Here is a 16,292-nt window from a genome sequence, read left to right on the forward strand (position 1 = left end):
GCTTAGGCCGCGGCCCAGGCGCGGGGGTCCAGGGCGACCGGATCGTCCAGGGCCATCTCGTCCCAATCCAGGTCGGGAACCGGCGTCGAGGCTGCGGCGATCACCGCCGACAGCTCGGCCGGCGAAGTGACGCCGACCAGCACCTTGGCCGCTTCCAAGCGCGAGAGGGCGAAGCCCAGGGCCGCCTGCAGCGGGTCCGAACGGCCTTCGGCGATCAGGCGACGGGCGCGCGAGATCCGGCTGGCCGCGGCCTTCAGGTGGCGCGGGGCGCGGTCGGGCGGCAGGAAGAGAAGGCCGTTCAGGAAGATCGAGCGCAGGTGGACCTCGACCCCGATCCCGGTCAGGGCCGCAAGCGTGCCGTCGATCAGCAGCCGCTGGTCGAGCAGCGAGGCCGGCGCCTGGACGACGTCCGGACGGAAGCGACGGGCGACGCCCAGCGGATCGTCGGAAGCGAAGACCGAGACGCCGATCTTGCGGGTGAAGCCCCTGTCCTTCAGCGACTTGAGCCGGTCCCACAGGGCCATGCCGTGCGGACCGAAGAGGTCGGCGGCGCAGGGCACCAGGATCGCGTCGGCGCGGTCGACGCCCAGGCGGCGCAGGGCGGCGTGCACCTCGGCCTCCACATGGTCGGCGCCGCGGTCGGGGCGCACGGTGGAGATCGAGATGCGGAACGGGTTGGGGCGCGGCATCACCTCGCCCAGGGCGAGCTCGGCGGCGGCGGAATGACCGTCGACGTCCAGCACCTCCAGCTCGGCGCGGGAGGCGATCTCCAGGATCTCGCGAGCTTCGGACTTCGGCGAACGGCCGCGCACAAGGGCGTTCTGATCGAGGCCGAATTGGCCGGAGCCGAGACCGAGCTTGGAGAGCGGTGAAATCATGTAGCCGGGACGCTGGATACGGACACGAGGAAACGCCATCTTCCGGCCAATGCCTAAAGAAGCGGTGTCTAGGACCTTTCCAGGGAGTTAAATTCCAGCATGCGAGAACCGCTTCCCGAATGGCCGCTGTTCGGCATGTCCGACGACGCCAGACCCGCGCTACGCCAAGCCCTGCAAGGGAAAAAGCCCGTCGCCCTGGCCACCCTGACTTCCGTCGAGGGGGGCGGACCGCGGCCGCCGGGGACGCAGATGGTGTTCGCCGAGGAAATCGTCTCCGGTTATTTTTCCGGCGGCTGCGTCGAGAGCGACGTGGCCGATCACGCCTTCGCCTGCCTCGAGGACGGCGAGCCGCGACGTCTGGTCTATGGCGCCGGCAGCCCCTGGCCCGACATCCAGCTCCTGTGCGGCGCGCGGATCGAGATCTTCGTCGAGCGGATTGATCCCGACGACGCCGCGCTGGCCGAGCTCCTGACGGCCGAGACCGAGCGCCGGCCGGTCACCTGGGTCAGCGACGGCCATCGCCGCGTCTGCGGGTCGGAGCCGGAGGTTTGGGAAGGGGCCATCGTCCAGGCCTTCGAGCCGCGGCCGCGGCTGGTCGTGTTCGGCGCCGATCCGACCGCCATGGCGATCGCCTCGCTGGGGGCCCAGGCGGGGTTGGAAACCACCCTGGTCCGGCCCAAGGGCCCGGCGACCCCGCCGCCCCTGCCGGGCGTCGCCTATCGCCGCGACGAGCCGGCGGCGGCCCTGGCCGCGATCGGCGTCGACGCCTGGACCTCCATCGCCATCGCCACCCACAATCTCGACATGGACCGCGAGGCCCTGGCCGCGGCCCTGCCTTCGCCGGCCGGCTATGTCGGGCTGCTGGGCGCGCGCAAGCGCCTGCCCGAGCGCCTTGCGCCCTTGCGGGCCGCGGGTTTTTCGGAGGCGCGGCTGCAGCAACTGCACGCGCCGATCGGCCTCGACATCGGCGGCAAGGCCCCTTGGGAGGTCGCTCTTTCGGTAATCGGCGAAATCGTCGCCCTGCGCTACGCCCGCCTGACCGAAGAGCCGCGCAAGGCGACGCCCGCGCGCCAGACGGCTTAGCCCCGCGGCAGCGGCAGCACCTCCACCAGGCCGCCGGCCTCCAGCGCCGGGGCGTCGGCGGGGCGGCGGAGGAGGGCGTCGGCGGCGGCGAAGACGCTGACCAGCGAGGAGTCCTGGTCGCGATAGGGCTCGGCGATGATCGCGCCGTCGGCAAAGGTCAGCTTGGCGCGCATCCAGTGTTCGCGAGGGCCGTTGGCGGCCATCGGCAGGGCGGTTTTTGCGTGGATTATCGGCAGGTTTCCTGCCGATCCCTGCAGCTTGCTGACGATGGGACGCAGGAAGAGTTCGGCGCAGACGAAGGCCGAGGCCGGGTTGCCCGGCAGGCCCAGCAGCTTTCGCCCGTCGGCGAGCACCCCGAAGAAGGTCGGCTTGCCCGGCCGCACGCTGACGCTGGCGACTTTCAGCGACAGGCCGAGCGCCTGCGCCGCCGCGCGGACCAGGTCGTGGTCGCCCACCGAGGCGCCGCCCACCGTGACGATCAGCTCGGCGTCGGCGCCGCGCAGGGCCTCGATCACCGCGTCGAGGTCGTCGCGCACGGGCTTGAGCTTCGAGGCGAGGCCGCCCCAGGCGGCGACCATGGCGGCGAGGGCCGGCGCGCCGGAATCGTAGATCTGGTAGGGGCCCGGCGCGGCCGGCGGCTCGACAATCTCCTCGCCCGTCGAGATCAGCGCGACCCGGGGCCGGGCATGGACCTTCACCTCGCCGCGCCCGGCCGAGGCCGCCAGGGACAACCGCCACGGATCGATGCGAGTTCCGGCCGAGAGCAGGGCCTGGCCGGCCTTGAAGTCGCCGCCGGCGGGACGGACGTTGTGGCCCGGCGCGGCGGCCGGGACCGCCACCAGGTCGCCTTCGCGCTGGGCGTTCTCCTGGATGACGATGGTGTCGGCGCCCTTGGGCAGGGCCGCGCCGGTGAAGATGCGGACGGCCTGGCCGGCGTCGACCTCGCCCTCATAGCCGTGGCCCGCGGCGCTCTCGCCGACGATCCGCAGGGCGGCGGGGGCGTCGGCGCTGCGCAGGGCCCAGCCGTCCATGGCCGAGGCGTCGAAGGGCGGCTGGTCGCGCACGGCGGTGACGTCCTCGGCCAGCACCCGACCAACGGCCTGGCGCAGGGGAACGGTCTCGACGCCGAGGGCCGCGACCTCGGCCAGCATCCGGGCGCGGGCCTCGTCCACCGGCAGCAGCTTCATTGGCGAACCCAGTCCCCGGACTTGCCGCCGCTCTTGGCGAGCAGGCGAACGTTCTCGATGGTCATGCCTTTGCCGGCGGCCTTCAGCATGTCGTAGACCGTCAGGCAGGCGACGGAGACCGCGGTCAGGGCCTCCATCTCGACGCCGGTCTGGCCGGCGGTCCTCACCCGGGCGGTGACCGCCAGGCCGCCCTCCGCCGGGGCGACCCGCACCTCGACCTTGCTAAGCGCCAGGGTGTGGCAGAGCGGGATGAGCTCGGCGGTCCGCTTGGCCGCCATGATGCCGGCGATCTCGGCGGTCGAGCGGACGTCGCCCTTCTTGGCGTCGCCGGAGAGGGCGAGCGCCAGGGTCGCGGCGTCCATGCGCACGAAGCCCTCGGCGAGAGCCTCCCGCGCGGTGACCGCCTTCTCGGACACGTCCACCATGTGGGCGCGGCCGGTCTCGTCGATGTGGGTGAGCTTGCTCACTTTTCGAGCAGGCGCGGCATGAGTTCGACCATGTTGCAGGGCCCATGGCGGCTGTCGAGCTGGGGCGAGATCACCTTGTCCCAGCCGTCGCGCACCGCCCCGTTCGAGCCCGGCAGACAGAAGACGAAGACCCCATCGACGATGCCGGCCGTCGCGCGGCTCTGCAGGGTCGAGAGGCCCACGGACTGGTAGCTCACCAGGTGGAAGATCACCGAAAAGCCGTCGAGCTTCTTGTCGAACAGCGGCTCGACCGCCTCGGGCGTCACGTCGCGGCCGGTGATGCCGGTGCCGCCGGTGGTGATGATCGCCTCGACCGAGCCGGAGGCGGCCCAGGCTTTGATCTGCTGGCGGATCTGGGCGACGTCGTCGCGCACAATGGCGCGGTCGGCCAGTTCGTGCCCGGCGCCGACGATGCGTTCGGCCAGGACGTGGCCGGAGGTGTCGCTTTCCTCGTCGCGGGTGTCGGAGATGGTCAGCACCGCGATGCGGACCGGCTTGATCGCCTGGCTCTCGTCGATCCGGCCGCCGGGGGTGAAGGCGTTCATGGTTTTTCGGTCTCCCATCGGGCGATGTCGGCGTGGTCCTCGGCGCGCGGCTCGATCCAGCGCGCCCCGTTCGGACCGGTCTCCTTCTTCCAGAAGGGGGCGCGGCTCTTCAAGTAATCCATCAGGAAGTCGCAGGCCTCGAAGGCGGCGCGCCGGTGGGTGGACGCGGTGGCCACGAAGACGATGGGCTCCCCCGGAGCGATCGCGCCCACCCGATGGACGATCTGGAAGTCGTCGAGGGAGAAGCGGGCCGTCGCCTGGTCGGCGATCTTGCCGATCTCCTGCTCGGTGAAACCGGGATAGGCCTCCAGCTCGAGCGTGGTGGTGGCGCCGGCCTCCGCGCGCGCCAGGCCCGTGAAGGTGGCCACCGCACCGGTCTCGCTGCGCGAGCGGCAGAAGGCGGTCAGCAGGGCGCCGGGGTCGAAGGGCTGGTCGGTAAGAGTGATCATCCGCCGCTCATCGGTGGCAGGAAGGCGACTTCGGAACCGCGCGAGAGCGCCGCATCGCCGCGGACGATCGCCTGGTCAAGGGCGACCTGGACACCCGGGGCGGCGAGAGCCTCGGCGAGCAGATCGTCTTCCGAAAGCAAGGTCCGAAGGTCGGCGATAGTGTCGGCCTCCATCTCGCGCGAACGCCAGCCGGCGATGTCGCCGAGACGCCCGAAAAGCAACACGCGGGCCACGTCCTCAGCCTCCGGTGGTCGACATGTGGCGCGCCACGGCCGGGGCGGCGGCGCGCTCGATCTGGAAATCGTGCCCCTTGGGCTTGGCGTCCACCGCCATGCGGATAGCCTCGACGAGGCCGGCGTCGTCAGCGCCCGAGCGCAGAACCGCCCGCAGGTCGCTGGCGTCCTCGCGGCCCAGGCAGGTGTGCAGGACGCCGGTGCAGGTCAGCCGCACCCGGTTGCAGGATTCGCAGAAATTGTGGCTCAGCGGGGTGATGAAGCCGAGCCGCCCGCCGGTTTCCTTCACCCGCACGTAGCGGGCGGGGCCGCCGGTGCGATGGTCGATCTCGTCCAGGGTCCAGAAGCTTTCCAGTCCGCGCCGCACGTCCTTCAGCGACAGGAACTGGTCGGTGCGGTCGACCTCGATCTCGCCCAGGGGCATGGCTTCGATCAAGGTCATGTCGCAGCCGCGGGCATGGGCCCAGGCGATCAGGTCCGGCAGTTCGGCGGCGTTGTCGTCCTTCAGCGCTACGGCGTTGATCTTCACCGTCAGGCCGGCGGCCTGGGCGGCCTCGATCCCGGCGATCACCTTGGGAAGCTGGCCGCCGCGGGTGAGCTTGCGGAATTTCTCCGGGTCGAGGGTGTCCAGCGAGACATTGACCCGCCGCACGCCCAGTCGGGCCAGGCCCTCGGCGAAGGTTTCGAGCTGGGTGCCGTTGGTGGTCAGGGTGAGTTCGTCGAGGTCGCCGCTCTTCAGGTGCCGCGAAAGGCGCTCGAAGAGATCCATGACGCCCTTGCGGACCAGGGGCTCGCCGCCGGTGATCCGCAGCTTGCGGGTCCCGAGGCCGACGAAGGCCGAGGCGATGCGGTCCAGCTCCTCCAGCGTCAGGACCTGCGCCTTGGGCAGGAAGGTCATGTGCTCGGACATGCAGTAGACGCAGCGCAGGTCGCAGCGGTCGGTCACCGACACGCGAAGATAGCTGACCGTACGCCCGAACCCGTCGACCAGGGCCGGAGCGCGCGGCTCTTGCACAGAAGCGGCGTCGTAGGGCGTCATGCTGACCCTAACATAGAGGGGAACATCGGTTGGCGACAGGGGCCGGAGACTTCGAAGCGATCGTGCTGGCCGCAGGCGCCGGCAGCCGCTTCGGCGGGGGCAAGCTGCTGACGCCCTGGGCAGGCGGGGTGCTGCTGGACGGGGCGCTGGCCGCCGCGTTTGCGGCTCCGGTTCGGCGGGTGATCCTGGTCACCGGCGCGGACGACCGGGTGGGCGCTGCGGCCGGCGCCTTCGCCGAGGGGGCAGGAGAGGCGGGAAGGCTGGTGATCGTCCATGCGCCCGATCACGCCGAGGGCATGGGCGCGTCCCTGCGGCGGGCGGCGGCCGAGCTTGGCCCGGACTGCGCCGGGGTCTTCGTTTTCCTGGGCGACATGCCGCGCATCCCCCACGCCGTGCTTGCCGCCTTGGCGCAGGCGGTTCGCGAGGGCGCGCCCGCGGCGGCGCCGGTCTTCGCCGGCCAGCGGGGCCATCCGGCCCTGATCGGGGCGGGGCTGCTGCCGCACCTGCGCGAGCTTTCGGGCGACGCCGGCGCGCGGGGCCTGCTCAAGGGCCTGGGCGATCGACTGGCGTTGGTCGAGGCGCCCGACGACGGCGTGCTGTTCGACGTGGATCAGCCGGGTGACCTCGACCGGCGGTGACGCCGACCTGGATGCTGACAGCCCGTCTAGGCCTTCACCAACGGTTGGCTCAGGTGGGGTTGGCCCGTGATGGCGAGGAGGGCGTTGGCGACGGCGGGGCCGATGACCGGAGTGCCCGGTTCGCCCACGCCGCTGGGCGGATTGGCCGAGGGGACGATGTAGGTCTCCACCTGGGGCGCCTCGCTGTGCCGGAGGACGCGGTAGGTGTCGAAGTTGGTCTGCTCGACCGCCCCATCCTTCAGGGTCGTCTGGCCGAAGAGCGCGCCGGAGAGGCCATAGCAGGTCCCGCCCTCCATCTGGGCGGCGATCTGGTCGGGCGAGACGGCCAGGCCGCAGTCGATGGCCGTAACCACGCGGCCGACCCTGGGGACGCCGTTCTCGAGCTTCACCTCGGCGATCTGGGCGACCACGGAGCCGAAGCTCTCGTGCACCGCGACGCCGCGGGTCCAGCCGGCCGGAGCTGGGGTCGCCCAGCCGGCCTTGTCGGCGGCGAGGTTCAGCACCGCCAGATGCCGGTTGGCGCCGGCCTTCGTATAGAGCGCCCGGCGATAGTCGATCGGATCCTTGCCGGCCTTGCGGGCGAGCTGGTCGATGGTGTGCTCCATCACATAGGCGGTGTGGGTCGCGCCCACCGAGCGCCACCACAGCACCGGCACGCCGATGTCGGGCTGGATGAGCTGGGCGTCCACAATGGGTGTCGCCTTCAGATAGGGCGAGCCCTTGGTCCCCTCGACCGCCGTCTCGTCGAGCTTCGGCTGGCCCATGGGCGAGCCTTTCATGATCGACTGGGTGACGACCCGGTGGCGCCAGCTCGCCGGGAAGCCATCCTTGTCCAGGGTGATGCGGACCGTGTGGTGGGTCAGGGGCCGGAAATAGCCGGCGGCCATGTCGTCCTCGCGGGTCCAGACCAGCTTCACCGGCCGCTCGCCGCCGACCTTCTTGGCGATGTGGACGCACTCGGCCACGTAGTCGGACTGGAAGTTCGCCCGCCGCCCGAAGGAGCCGCCGGCGAACAGGGTCTCGATCTGCACCGCGCCAGGCAGCATGCCGACGATCTTGGCGGTGTTGAGCTGGTCGACGGTCGGAATCTGCGAGCCGAAGGCCAGCTTGGCTTTGCCTGCGCCTACCTGGGCCACACAGTTCATCGGCTCCATGGTCGCGTGGGCGAGATAGGGGAAGTCGTAGGCGAGCTCCACCGCCTCGCCGGTCGCGCCGGCGATGTCGCCCTTGGACTCGAAGACCTGCCATTTCAGCTTGTCGGTGGCCGGGGTCTTGTCGGAGGCGAGGTCGTGATAGCTGGCGAGGATCGCGTCGGAGGAGCGTTTCTCGGCTCCATCCTCGTTCCAAGTCACCTTCAGGGCGTCGCGGCCCTGGCGCGCGGCCCAGGTGTTGTTTGCGACCACGGCGACGCCGGTGGGGATCTCGTAGACCTCGACCACGCCGGGGACCTTTTTGGCCTCTGCGGCGTCGAAGGCGGCGACCTTGCCGCCGAACCTCGGCGGGTGGGCGACCATGGCCACCAGCATGTTCGGAAGCTGGACGTCCTGGGTGAAGCGGGCCACGCCGTCGGACTTGGCCTGGCTGTCCTTGCGCCGCACGCGGTCGGTGCCGATCAGGGTGAAAGCCTTGGGGTCCTTCAGGGTCGGCGTCGCGGGGGGCGTGACCTTGGCCGCATCGGGCAGCAGCTCGGCGAAGGTCGCGGACCGGCCGGAGGGCGCGTGGCTGACCACGCTGTCCTTGACGGCGATCTCGCCGGCCGGGGCGTTCCACTTGTTGGCGGCGGCCTCGATGAACATGGCGCGGGCGGCCGCGCCGGCCTTGCGGAGCTGGTCCCAGCTATTGGCGATGGCCGAGGAGCCGCCGGTGCCCTGGGCGCCCATGTTGAGGTTGGCGTAGACCTTGGCGTTGGCGATGGCCTGCTCGACCTTCACCTTGCTCCAGTCGGCGTCCAACTCCTCGGCGACGATGGCCGCCAGGCCTGCATGGTTCCCCTGGCCGAACTCGATGTGCTTGGAGATGACGGTGACCGCGCCGTCGGGGGCGATCTTGATGAAGGGGCCGAAGGCGCCGAAGTCGTTGTTCGCGCCGACGGCCAGCAGGTCGCCTGGCGAGCAGGCGCCCACCAGCAGCGCCCCGCCTACAAGGCTGGCGCCGAGGACCACGTCGCGCCGGGTCGCGCCGACGTCGGAGGATTTCACGGGAGCGTTCATCTGTCTTCCCCCTCTCAGGCCCTGGCCGGCTGCGCCGGGGCGGTCGCAGGCGCGCCGACGGCGTCCTTGATGGCCGCCTTGATCCGCTGATAGGTCCCGCAGCGACAGATGTTGCCGTCCATCGCGCCGTCGATGTCGGCGTCGGTGGGCCGCGGATTGGCGTTCAGCAGGGCGACGGCCGACATGATCTGGCCGGACTGGCAGTAGCCGCATTGCGGCACGTCGTGCTTCACCCAGGCCGCCTGCAGCGGATGGTCGCCGCCCAGCCCCTCGATGGTGGTGATCTTCGCCGCGCCCACCGCCGAGAGCGGGGTCACGCAGGCGCGGATCGGCTGGCCGTCGGCCAGCACCGTGCAGGCGCCGCACTGGGCGATCCCGCAGCCGTACTTGGTCCCGGTGAGCTGCAGCTCGTCGCGCAGCACCCACAGAAGTGGCGTGTCGGGCGCGGCCTCCACGGCCGTCGGCTTGCCGTTGACGTCGAGGGTCGTGGCCATGGGATCTGCCTCCCGAATTTAGAGAAGAAGCGAATCTTAACAGCGTTTAGAGCGACCGGTAAAGCCGGCTGCGTTTTGTGCGCGGCGCCGCTAGGTTAGGTCGATCGAACCGCAGGGGCCGCCGTGGACGCATTTCCAGCCTTTTTCCCTCTGGACGGCCGGACCGTCGTGGTCGCCGGATCGGGCGCGGCGGCGCAGGCCAAGCTGCGGCTGTTCGAGGGCTCTCCGGCGCGGCTGGTGCATCTGGAGGGCGAGGCGGCGCGCGAGCCTGGCGCCTATGAGGGCGCGGCCCTGGCCTTCGTCGCCGATCCCGACGACGGGTTCGCCGCCGCGGCGGCCGCGGCGGCGCGGGCGGCGCATGTGCCGGTGAACGTCGTCGATCGGCCGGCGCTCTGCGACTTCGTCACCCCGGCGGTGATCGACCGGGGCGAGGTGGTGGCCGCCATCGGCACCGGCGGCGCCTCGCCGATGCTGGCGACCATGCTGCGGCACGACATCGAGACCCGCGTGCCGGAAGGGGCGGGCCGCGTCGCCGCCCTCTTCCGCAAGCTGCAGGACGAGGTGCGGGGAGCGCTGCCGGAACTGCACGAGCGCCGGGCCTTTCTGCGGGACGCCCTGTCGGGTCCGGCGGCGCAAGCGGCCATGGCCGGGGACATGGACGGCGCCGCGCGGCTGCTGCGCGAGGCGCTGGCGAGAGGCGGCGGGGCCTCGGGCCGGGTCCGCTTCGTGGAGGGCTCGGGGCCGACCGACCTTCTCACCCTGCGGGCCAGTCGCGCCCTGGCCGCCGCCGACGTGCTGGCGCCCGATCCCGGCGTGGCGCCCGGCGTGCTGAGCATGGCCCGCCGCGACGCCGAGCGGGTGGAGAGCGCAGACGCGGTCGCGGTCGCCGATCTCGCCCGGCGCGGGCTGACGGTGTTGCGGGTGGTGAACGGGCCGCCGTCGCCTGCTGAGCTCGCGGCGCTCAGGCAGGCCGGGGTCGAGGTCGAGGTGATGCCGGCGGCGGTGTCGTGAGCGCGCTTACCCCTGAAGATTTCGGAGCGGTCCTGCTTTCGCTGCGCGTGGCCCTGGTGGCCACGGTGGTCGGGCTGCCGATCGCGGTCGCCGCGGCCATGGCCCAGGCGCGGGGACGCTTCCCGCTGCGGGTGGTGCTGGACGCGGCGGTGACTCTGCCGCTGGTGCTGCCGCCGGTGGCGACGGGCTATGTGCTGCTGCTGCTGTTCGGGCGGCGCGGCCCGATCGGCGAGCAGCTCGAAAGGCTCGGCGTCGTCTTCGCCTTCGACTGGACGGGGGCGGCGCTGGCGGCCGGGGTTATGGCCTTTCCGCTGATGGTCCGGCCGATCCGGCTGGCCATCGAGTCGGTCGACGTCGAGGTGGACGAGGTGGCCCGCACCCTGGGGGCCGGTGCGGTGGTGCGCTTCTTCCGCGTAACCCTGCCGATGGCCGGGCCGGGCGTGGCCGGCGGCGCGATCCTCGGCTTCGCCAAGGCCCTGGGCGAGTTCGGGGCGACCATCACCTTCGTCGCGGCCATACCGGGCGAGACCCTGACCCTGCCGGCGGCGATCTACAACGCCACCCAGGCGCCGGGCTCGGAGAGCCGGGCCGCGGCGCTGTGCGTCGTCGCCGGGATCATCGCCATCGCCGCGGTGCTGCTGTCGGACGGGGTCGGCCGTTGGGCCGGACGGGCGGCGCGGGGAGAAAGACCCTAGTCGTGCAGGGAGCGGCCGCGGGTCTCGGGCAGCAGCCAGAGGCAGGTGACCACCGACAGGGCGGTGAAGGCCACCGGATACCAGAGCCCGGCATAGACGTTCCCGGTCGCCGTCACGATGGCGAAGGCGGTGAAGGGCACGAAGCCGCCGATCCAGCCGGTGCCGATGTGGTAGGGCAGGGACATGGCGGTGTAGCGGATCCGGGTCGGGAAGAGCTCCACCAGACAGGCGGCGATGGGACCGTAGAGCGCCGTCGCCGCGACCACGAACACCATCAGCACCGCAAAGGCGCCGGGCAGGTTCATCCGCGCAGGATCGGCGTGGGCCGGATAGCCGGCCTTGGCCAGCGCGGCCTTGATGTCGCGCTCGATGGCGGCCTTCACGGCCTTGGCGGCGTCGGGGGGCAGGCCCACGGCGCTGGTCGAGGCGACCTCGACCGAGCCGATGCGGACCTTGGCCGGGACGCCCGCCGCGCCGACCTCGTTCGAATAGGAGACGCCGGCATTGGCCAGGGCGGTCTTGGCGATGTCGCAGGAGGAGGAGAACCGCGCCTTGCCGACCGGATCGAACTGCAGCGAGCAGTCGGAAGGATCGGCCACCACGACCACCGGCGTGCGCGCCCGCGCTTCCACCAGCGCGGGGTTCAGGGTGCGCGAGAGCATGTGGAATCCGGGGAAGTAGGCGACCAGCATCAGGGTCATGCCCGCCAGCATGACCGGCTTGCGGCCGACCCGGTCCGACAGGGCGCCGAACACCACATAGCCGACGGCGCTGACCGCCGTGGCCGAGAGCATCAGGAGGTTGATGGTCTCGGGCGCGACCTTCAGGAACCGCTCGATGAAGGTCTGGACGTAGAAGAAGGCCGTGTACCAGACCGCCCCTTGCGCCGACATGATCGCGGCCAGGGCCAGCAGCACGAGCTTGAGGTGGCGCCACTGGCCGAAGGCCTCGGCATAGGGCGCGCGGGAGGCCGCGCCTTCGGCTTTCATCCTGACGAAGGCCGGGCTCTCGGAAAGCTTCAGCCGCATCCAGATGGAGATCGCCAGCAGGCCGGCCGAGACCAGGAACGGGATGCGCCAGCCCCAGGCGTCGAAGGCGTGCGGCCCGAAGAGCGCGCCGACGACGAGGCGGGTGGCGAGGATCACCAGCAGCGCCCCGAAGAGGCCCAGGGCCGCGGAGGTCTGGACCCAGCCGGTGGCGCGGCCGCGGCGGTCGGGGGGAGCGTGCTCGGCCACATAGATCGCAGCCCCGCCATACTCGCCGCCGAGCGCGAAGCCCTGGACGATCCGCATCACCACCAGCAGGGCCGGCGCCAGCAGGCCGACCTGCGCATAGGTCGGCAGGAGGCCGATGGCGACGGTCGCCGAACCCATCAGCGTGACGGTCACCAGGAAGGCGCCCTTGCGGCCGACGCGGTCGCCGATCCGGCCGAAGACCAGGGCGCCCAACGGACGGAACAGGAAACCGGCGCCGAACAGGGCCAGCGCGGCGACATAGCCCGCCGCCTCCGGCAGGTCCGAGAAGAAGGTCCGGGAAATGACCTGGGTCAGGCTTCCGAAGACGAAGAAGTCGTACCACTCGAAGGTCGTGCCAGCAGCCGAGGCCGCCACCACCGTACGCAAGGACGCGGGCTGCTTGCCCGCCGGCGACTGCGCCGTCACGTCCGCCATCCTGTCTTCCCCCGCGGTCTTGGGGTCAGGCTAGCTCGCCGAACGCGGGTCTGGAAAGGGGGTCAGGCGGCGGCGCCGGCGCCGTCCTGGCGGACCTGGCTTTCGGCGAGGCGGACGATCTCGGCCAGCAGGGCGGCAGGCGAGATCGGCTTGCCGACCACGCCGTCCATGCCGGCCTGCAGATAGCCCGCCTGCTGATGGGCCAGCACATTGGCGGTGAGGGCGATGATCGGGGTCGCGCCGACGCCGCCGCCGAGGCCGCGGATGCGGCGGGCCGCCTCCAGCCCGTCGATCCCCGGCATCTGCACGTCCATCAGGATCAGGTCGAAGGCGCCGCGGGACGCGGCTTCGACGCCCATCAGGCCGTCATGGGCGGTCTCCACCGCGGCCCCCAGGTTCTGCAGCAGCCGCGAGGCGATCATCCGGTTGGTCGGATTGTCCTCCACGACCAGCACGCGCAGGCCGTCGAGCACGGCTTCGCCGGCCTCCTGGGCCAGGGCCGCAGGAGCGGCCGCGGACGGCGCCTCGACCTCGAGCCAGAACACCGACCCCAGTCCTTCTGTGGAGGCGAAGCCCACGCCGCCGCCCAACATCTCGGCCAGGCGGCGGGTGATGGAAAGGCCAAGACCCGAGCCGCCGAACCGGCGGGTGGTCGAGGCGTCGCCCTGGTCGAAGCGCTGGAAAATCCGCGGCTGCACCGCCTCGGGAATGCCGACGCCGGTGTCGGCGATCTCCAGGCGCAGCATCTGGCCGCGCTCGCCGCGCCGCAGCCCGATGCGGATCATGACCTCGCCCTTGAGCGTGAACTTCACGGCGTTGCCGACCAGGTTGAACAGGGCCTGGCGCAACCGGATCGGGTCGGAGAGCACCCAGCCCACGCCGGCCTGCGCCTCGACCTTCAGCAGCAGGTTCTTCAACTGGGCCTGCGGCCGCAGCAGTTTGGCGACGTTCTCGACCAGGGCGACCGGATCGAGCGGTTCGCGCGTGGTCTCAAGCTGGCCCGCCTCGATCTTCGAGAAGTCGATGACGTCGTTGAGCAGGTCGGCCAGCATCTCGCCGCAGGACAACGCCTCCTCCAGCATCCCGCGGCCTTCGTCGGACAGGGGCTCGGACTTCAGGAGGTGCAGCACGCCCATCACCCCGTTCATCGGCGTGCGGATCTCGTGGCTGACGTTGGCCAGGAACGCGGCCTTGGCTTCCTTGGCGGCCAGGGCCGCCCGCTGGTTGAGCTCCGCGGCGTCGCGCGCTCGGGCCAGTTCAGTGATGTTCTGGGAGACGCCGAACAGGGCATACTGGCCGCACGGCCGCAGTTCGGTCTGGAAGGTGATCCGCCAGTGCGTCCAGCCGCCGTCGGGCGAGCGCAGGCGATGCTCGAAGGAGGCGGGCTCGCCGGTGAGGACGCCGTTCATTAGCGAGGCCCGGACAAAGGCTGCGTCATCGGGATGGAAGACGGTCGCGACCTGCTCGAGGTTTTGAAGGTCTTCGGCCCGGTAGCCGGTCAGGGCCAGGATGTCCTCCGACCAGGCGATCTCGTCGGCCTCCGGGTCGTAGCGCCAGGAACCGATGCCGGCGGCCTGGCACAGCAGGTGACGGATGCGCTCGGCCTCCGCCAGGCGCACTTCGCCGTCGCTTTCGTGCTGGCTGGTGGTAACCATCCGCCCCCCTCGGCAGCACGCCTAGCTGAAGGGGGTAAACAAACGTTTTAGTTGCGGTTGCGCCGCGATGGCGGCGCGAGGTTGCGTTCTAGAACGCGTTCTCGCCGGTGATCGCCCGGCCCAGGATCAGGGCGTGGACGTCATGGGCGCCTTCGTAGGTGTTGACCGTCTCCAGGTTCACCGCGTGGCGCATGACGTGATAGTCGCCGGAAATGCCGTTGCCGCCGTGGATGTCGCGGGCCTCGCGGGCGATGGCCAGGGCCTTGCCGCAGTTGTTGCGCTTCATCAGGCTGATGGCCTCGGGAACCCAGGCGCCCTGGTCCAGCAGCCGGCCGAGAGCCAGCGCGCCTTCGAAGCCCAGGGCGATTTCGGTCTGCATGTCCGCCAGCTTCTTCTGGACGAGCTGGCGGGCGGCCAGCGGCTTGCCGAACACCGAGCGGGTCAGGGTGTATTCGCGGGACGCATGCAGGCAGAAGTCGGCCGCGCCCATGGCGCCCCACGCGATGCCGTAACGCGCCTTGTTCAGGCAGGAGAACGGGCCGCGAAGGCCGCTTACTCCCGGCAGCATCTGGTCCTCCGGCACGAAGACGTCGCTCAGCGCGATCTCGCCGGTGATCGAGGCGCGCAGGGAAAGCTTGTTCTGGATCTTCGGGGTTTCCAGGCCCTTGGAGCCGCGATCGACCAGGAAGCCGCGGATCACGCCGTCCAGCTTGGCCCAGACCAGGCAGACGTCGCTGATCGGGGCGTTGGTGATCCACATCTTGGCGCCGTTCAGCACGTAGCCGCCGTCGACCTTCCTGGCGACGGTGCGCATGGAGGCCGGGTCGGAACCGCCATCGGCCTCGGTCAGGCCGAAGCAGCCGACGATCTCGCCCTTGGCCATGCCGGGCAGGTACTTGCGCTTCTGTTCTTCCGAGCCGAACGCGTAGATCGGGTACATGACCAGCGAGGACTGCACGCTCATGGCCGAACGGTAGCCGCTGTCGATCGCCTCGACCTCGCGGGCGATCAGGCCGTAGGCGACGTGGTTGACGCCGGCCCCGCCGTATTCTTCCGGCAGCGTCGGGCCGAGGAAGCCGAGGGCCCCCATCTCGTTCATGATCTCGCGGTCGAAGCGCTCTTCGGCGAAGGCCGAGACCACCCGCGGCAGCAGCTTCTCGCGGGCATAGGCGCGGGCGCTTTCCCAGACCATCCGCTCCTCTTCCGAGAGCCGCGAGGCCAGGTCGAGCGGGTCTTCCCAGTTGAAGGTCTTGGGCTGATCGCCGGTGTCGAGGGCCATGTCGCGGGACTCCATGAGGACAGCGCCTTATGCCGTCATTTCGCGGCCAGGGCTACGGCCCAGGAGTTACACCTCGGCCCACATCCGCAACAGGTTGTGGTAGGCGCCGGCCAGGGAGACGAGTTCCGGCGCGCCGGCCCCGACCTTGCCGGCCAGTTGCTGGATGGCGATGTCCATCTGGAACAGCAGGGCGCGGCGGGCGTCCTCGCGCACCATGCTCTGAATCCAGAAGAAGCTGGAGACCCGCGCGCCGCGCGTGACCGGGGTCACCTCGTGCAGGCTGTGGGCCGGATAGAGGATCATGTCGCCGGCCGGCAGCTTCACCTCGTGGACGCCGTAGGTGTCCTCGACCAGAAGTTCGCCGCCGTCATAGTCGTCGGGCTCGGTCAGGAAGACGGTGGCCGACAGGTCGCTGCGGATGCGGACCGAGCCGTCGCGGCTCTGGCGGACGGAGTTGTCGACGTGCATGCCGAACATCTCGCCGCCGGCATAGCGGTTGAAGAGCGGCGGGAAGACGGTCTGGGGCAGGGCCGCGGTCACGAACAGGGGATTGCGCGACAGGGCGTCGAGGATGGCCTCGCCCGCCGCGCTGGCCGCGGCCGAACCCTCGGGAAGTTGCTGGTTGCGCTTGGCCAGCGCCGACTGCGTGCCGGAGGTGGCGTTCCCGTCGATCCACTCGGCCGCGTCGATCAGGGCGCGAAGCTCGCGGACCTCGTCCTTGGTCAGCAGTTGCGGGATGTGCAGCATCATGGCGCGGAA

17 protein-coding genes are annotated in these 16,292 nt (G+C 70.8%); 4 read left to right on the top strand and 13 right to left on the bottom strand.

Annotated features, from left to right (window positions below; all coding sequences use genetic code 11):
• Positions 1-2 precede the first annotated feature (2 nt).
• Positions 3-878 (bottom strand): bifunctional regulator KidO, encoded by an 876-nt coding sequence (locus ABID41_RS09940; protein WP_354297736.1) that lies wholly within the window; start codon positions 876-878, stop codon positions 3-5.
• A 99-nt stretch (positions 879-977) separates the two neighbouring features.
• Here ABID41_RS09940 and ABID41_RS09945 point away from each other — a divergent pair, with 99 nt between their 5' ends.
• On the top strand, positions 978-1,961 hold the full coding sequence (locus ABID41_RS09945; RefSeq protein WP_354297484.1) for an XdhC family protein: 984 nt from the start codon (positions 978-980) through the stop codon (positions 1,959-1,961).
• Here the strand turns inward: ABID41_RS09945 and ABID41_RS09950 are convergent.
• The 6 genes from ABID41_RS09950 to moaA are packed head-to-tail and all read right to left on the bottom strand — an operon-like array spanning position 1,958 to position 5,881.
• Positions 1,958-3,148: a molybdopterin molybdotransferase MoeA gene (locus tag ABID41_RS09950; protein WP_354297485.1), complete on the bottom strand. Its 1,191-nt coding sequence runs from the start codon at positions 3,146-3,148 to the stop codon at positions 1,958-1,960. The genes ABID41_RS09945 and ABID41_RS09950 overlap by 4 nt on opposite strands.
• On the bottom strand, positions 3,145-3,615 hold the full coding sequence (gene moaC, locus ABID41_RS09955; RefSeq protein WP_354297486.1) for a cyclic pyranopterin monophosphate synthase MoaC: 471 nt from the start codon (positions 3,613-3,615) through the stop codon (positions 3,145-3,147). Before moaC ends, ABID41_RS09950 begins: the two co-directional genes overlap by 4 nt.
• Entirely contained in the window at positions 3,612-4,160 is a 549-nt protein-coding gene (gene moaB, locus ABID41_RS09960) for a molybdenum cofactor biosynthesis protein B (protein ID WP_354297487.1), read from the bottom strand. The genes moaC and moaB overlap by 4 nt, the downstream gene beginning before the upstream one ends.
• A complete protein-coding gene (locus tag ABID41_RS09965) occupies positions 4,157-4,609 on the bottom strand; it encodes a molybdenum cofactor biosynthesis protein MoaE (RefSeq protein WP_354297488.1) in 453 nt (150 codons plus the stop codon). The genes moaB and ABID41_RS09965 overlap by 4 nt, the downstream gene beginning before the upstream one ends.
• Positions 4,606-4,842, bottom strand: a complete 237-nt coding sequence (locus tag ABID41_RS09970; protein WP_354297489.1) for a MoaD/ThiS family protein — start codon at positions 4,840-4,842, stop codon at positions 4,606-4,608. Before ABID41_RS09970 ends, ABID41_RS09965 begins: the two co-directional genes overlap by 4 nt.
• A 4-nt stretch (positions 4,843-4,846) precedes the next feature.
• Positions 4,847-5,881 carry a GTP 3',8-cyclase MoaA gene (gene moaA / locus ABID41_RS09975; RefSeq protein WP_354297490.1) on the bottom strand — a complete coding sequence of 345 codons (1,035 nt, stop codon included), beginning with the start codon at positions 5,879-5,881 and terminating at the stop codon, positions 4,847-4,849.
• Between the two features lie 29 nt (positions 5,882-5,910).
• On the opposite strand from moaA, the gene ABID41_RS09980 reads away from it, so the two are divergent.
• On the top strand, positions 5,911-6,519 hold the full coding sequence (locus tag ABID41_RS09980; RefSeq protein WP_354297491.1) for a nucleotidyltransferase family protein: 609 nt from the start codon (positions 5,911-5,913) through the stop codon (positions 6,517-6,519).
• Between the two features lie 26 nt (positions 6,520-6,545).
• Here ABID41_RS09980 and ABID41_RS09985 read toward each other — a convergent pair whose 3' ends face one another.
• Positions 6,546-8,729 (bottom strand): xanthine dehydrogenase family protein molybdopterin-binding subunit, encoded by a 2,184-nt coding sequence (locus ABID41_RS09985; RefSeq protein WP_354297492.1) that lies wholly within the window; start codon positions 8,727-8,729, stop codon positions 6,546-6,548.
• Positions 8,730-8,743: 14 nt separating this feature from the next.
• Positions 8,744-9,223 carry a (2Fe-2S)-binding protein gene (locus ABID41_RS09990; protein WP_354297493.1) on the bottom strand — a complete coding sequence of 160 codons (480 nt, stop codon included), beginning with the start codon at positions 9,221-9,223 and terminating at the stop codon, positions 8,744-8,746.
• Between the two features lie 123 nt (positions 9,224-9,346).
• Between ABID41_RS09990 and ABID41_RS09995 the strand changes: the two genes are divergently transcribed.
• Both ABID41_RS09995 and modB read left to right on the top strand, forming a co-directional pair.
• The gene (locus ABID41_RS09995; protein WP_354297494.1) at positions 9,347-10,234 is read left to right on the top strand and encodes an NAD(P)-dependent oxidoreductase; all 888 of its coding nucleotides are present in this window, start codon (positions 9,347-9,349) and stop codon (positions 10,232-10,234) included.
• Complete coding sequence (modB, locus tag ABID41_RS10000; RefSeq protein ID WP_331931493.1) at positions 10,231-10,929, top strand: molybdate ABC transporter permease subunit; 699 nt, start codon at positions 10,231-10,233, stop codon at positions 10,927-10,929. The genes ABID41_RS09995 and modB overlap by 4 nt, the downstream gene beginning before the upstream one ends.
• Here modB and ABID41_RS10005 read toward each other — a convergent pair.
• From ABID41_RS10005 to ABID41_RS10020, 4 genes are all read right to left on the bottom strand, one after another.
• Positions 10,926-12,599: an MFS transporter gene (locus ABID41_RS10005; protein ID WP_354297495.1), complete on the bottom strand. Its 1,674-nt coding sequence runs from the start codon at positions 12,597-12,599 to the stop codon at positions 10,926-10,928. The two genes, modB and ABID41_RS10005, sit on opposite strands and share 4 nt — an antisense overlap.
• Positions 12,600-12,661: 62 nt before the next feature.
• Positions 12,662-14,254, bottom strand: coding sequence for a PAS domain-containing hybrid sensor histidine kinase/response regulator (locus ABID41_RS10010; protein WP_331931489.1), 1,593 nt, complete (start codon positions 14,252-14,254; stop codon positions 12,662-12,664).
• An 88-nt stretch (positions 14,255-14,342) separates the two neighbouring features.
• Entirely contained in the window at positions 14,343-15,533 is a 1,191-nt protein-coding gene (locus tag ABID41_RS10015; protein WP_349257568.1) for an acyl-CoA dehydrogenase, read from the bottom strand.
• 66 nt (positions 15,534-15,599) lie between these two features.
• Positions 15,600-16,283, bottom strand: coding sequence for a Fe2+-dependent dioxygenase (locus tag ABID41_RS10020; protein ID WP_354297496.1), 684 nt, complete (start codon positions 16,281-16,283; stop codon positions 15,600-15,602).
• Positions 16,284-16,292 lie beyond the last annotated feature (9 nt).

Origin of the sequence: Phenylobacterium koreense (assembly GCF_040545335.1) — a bacterium.
GTDB classification, from domain to species: domain Bacteria; phylum Pseudomonadota; class Alphaproteobacteria; order Caulobacterales; family Caulobacteraceae; genus Phenylobacterium; species Phenylobacterium koreense.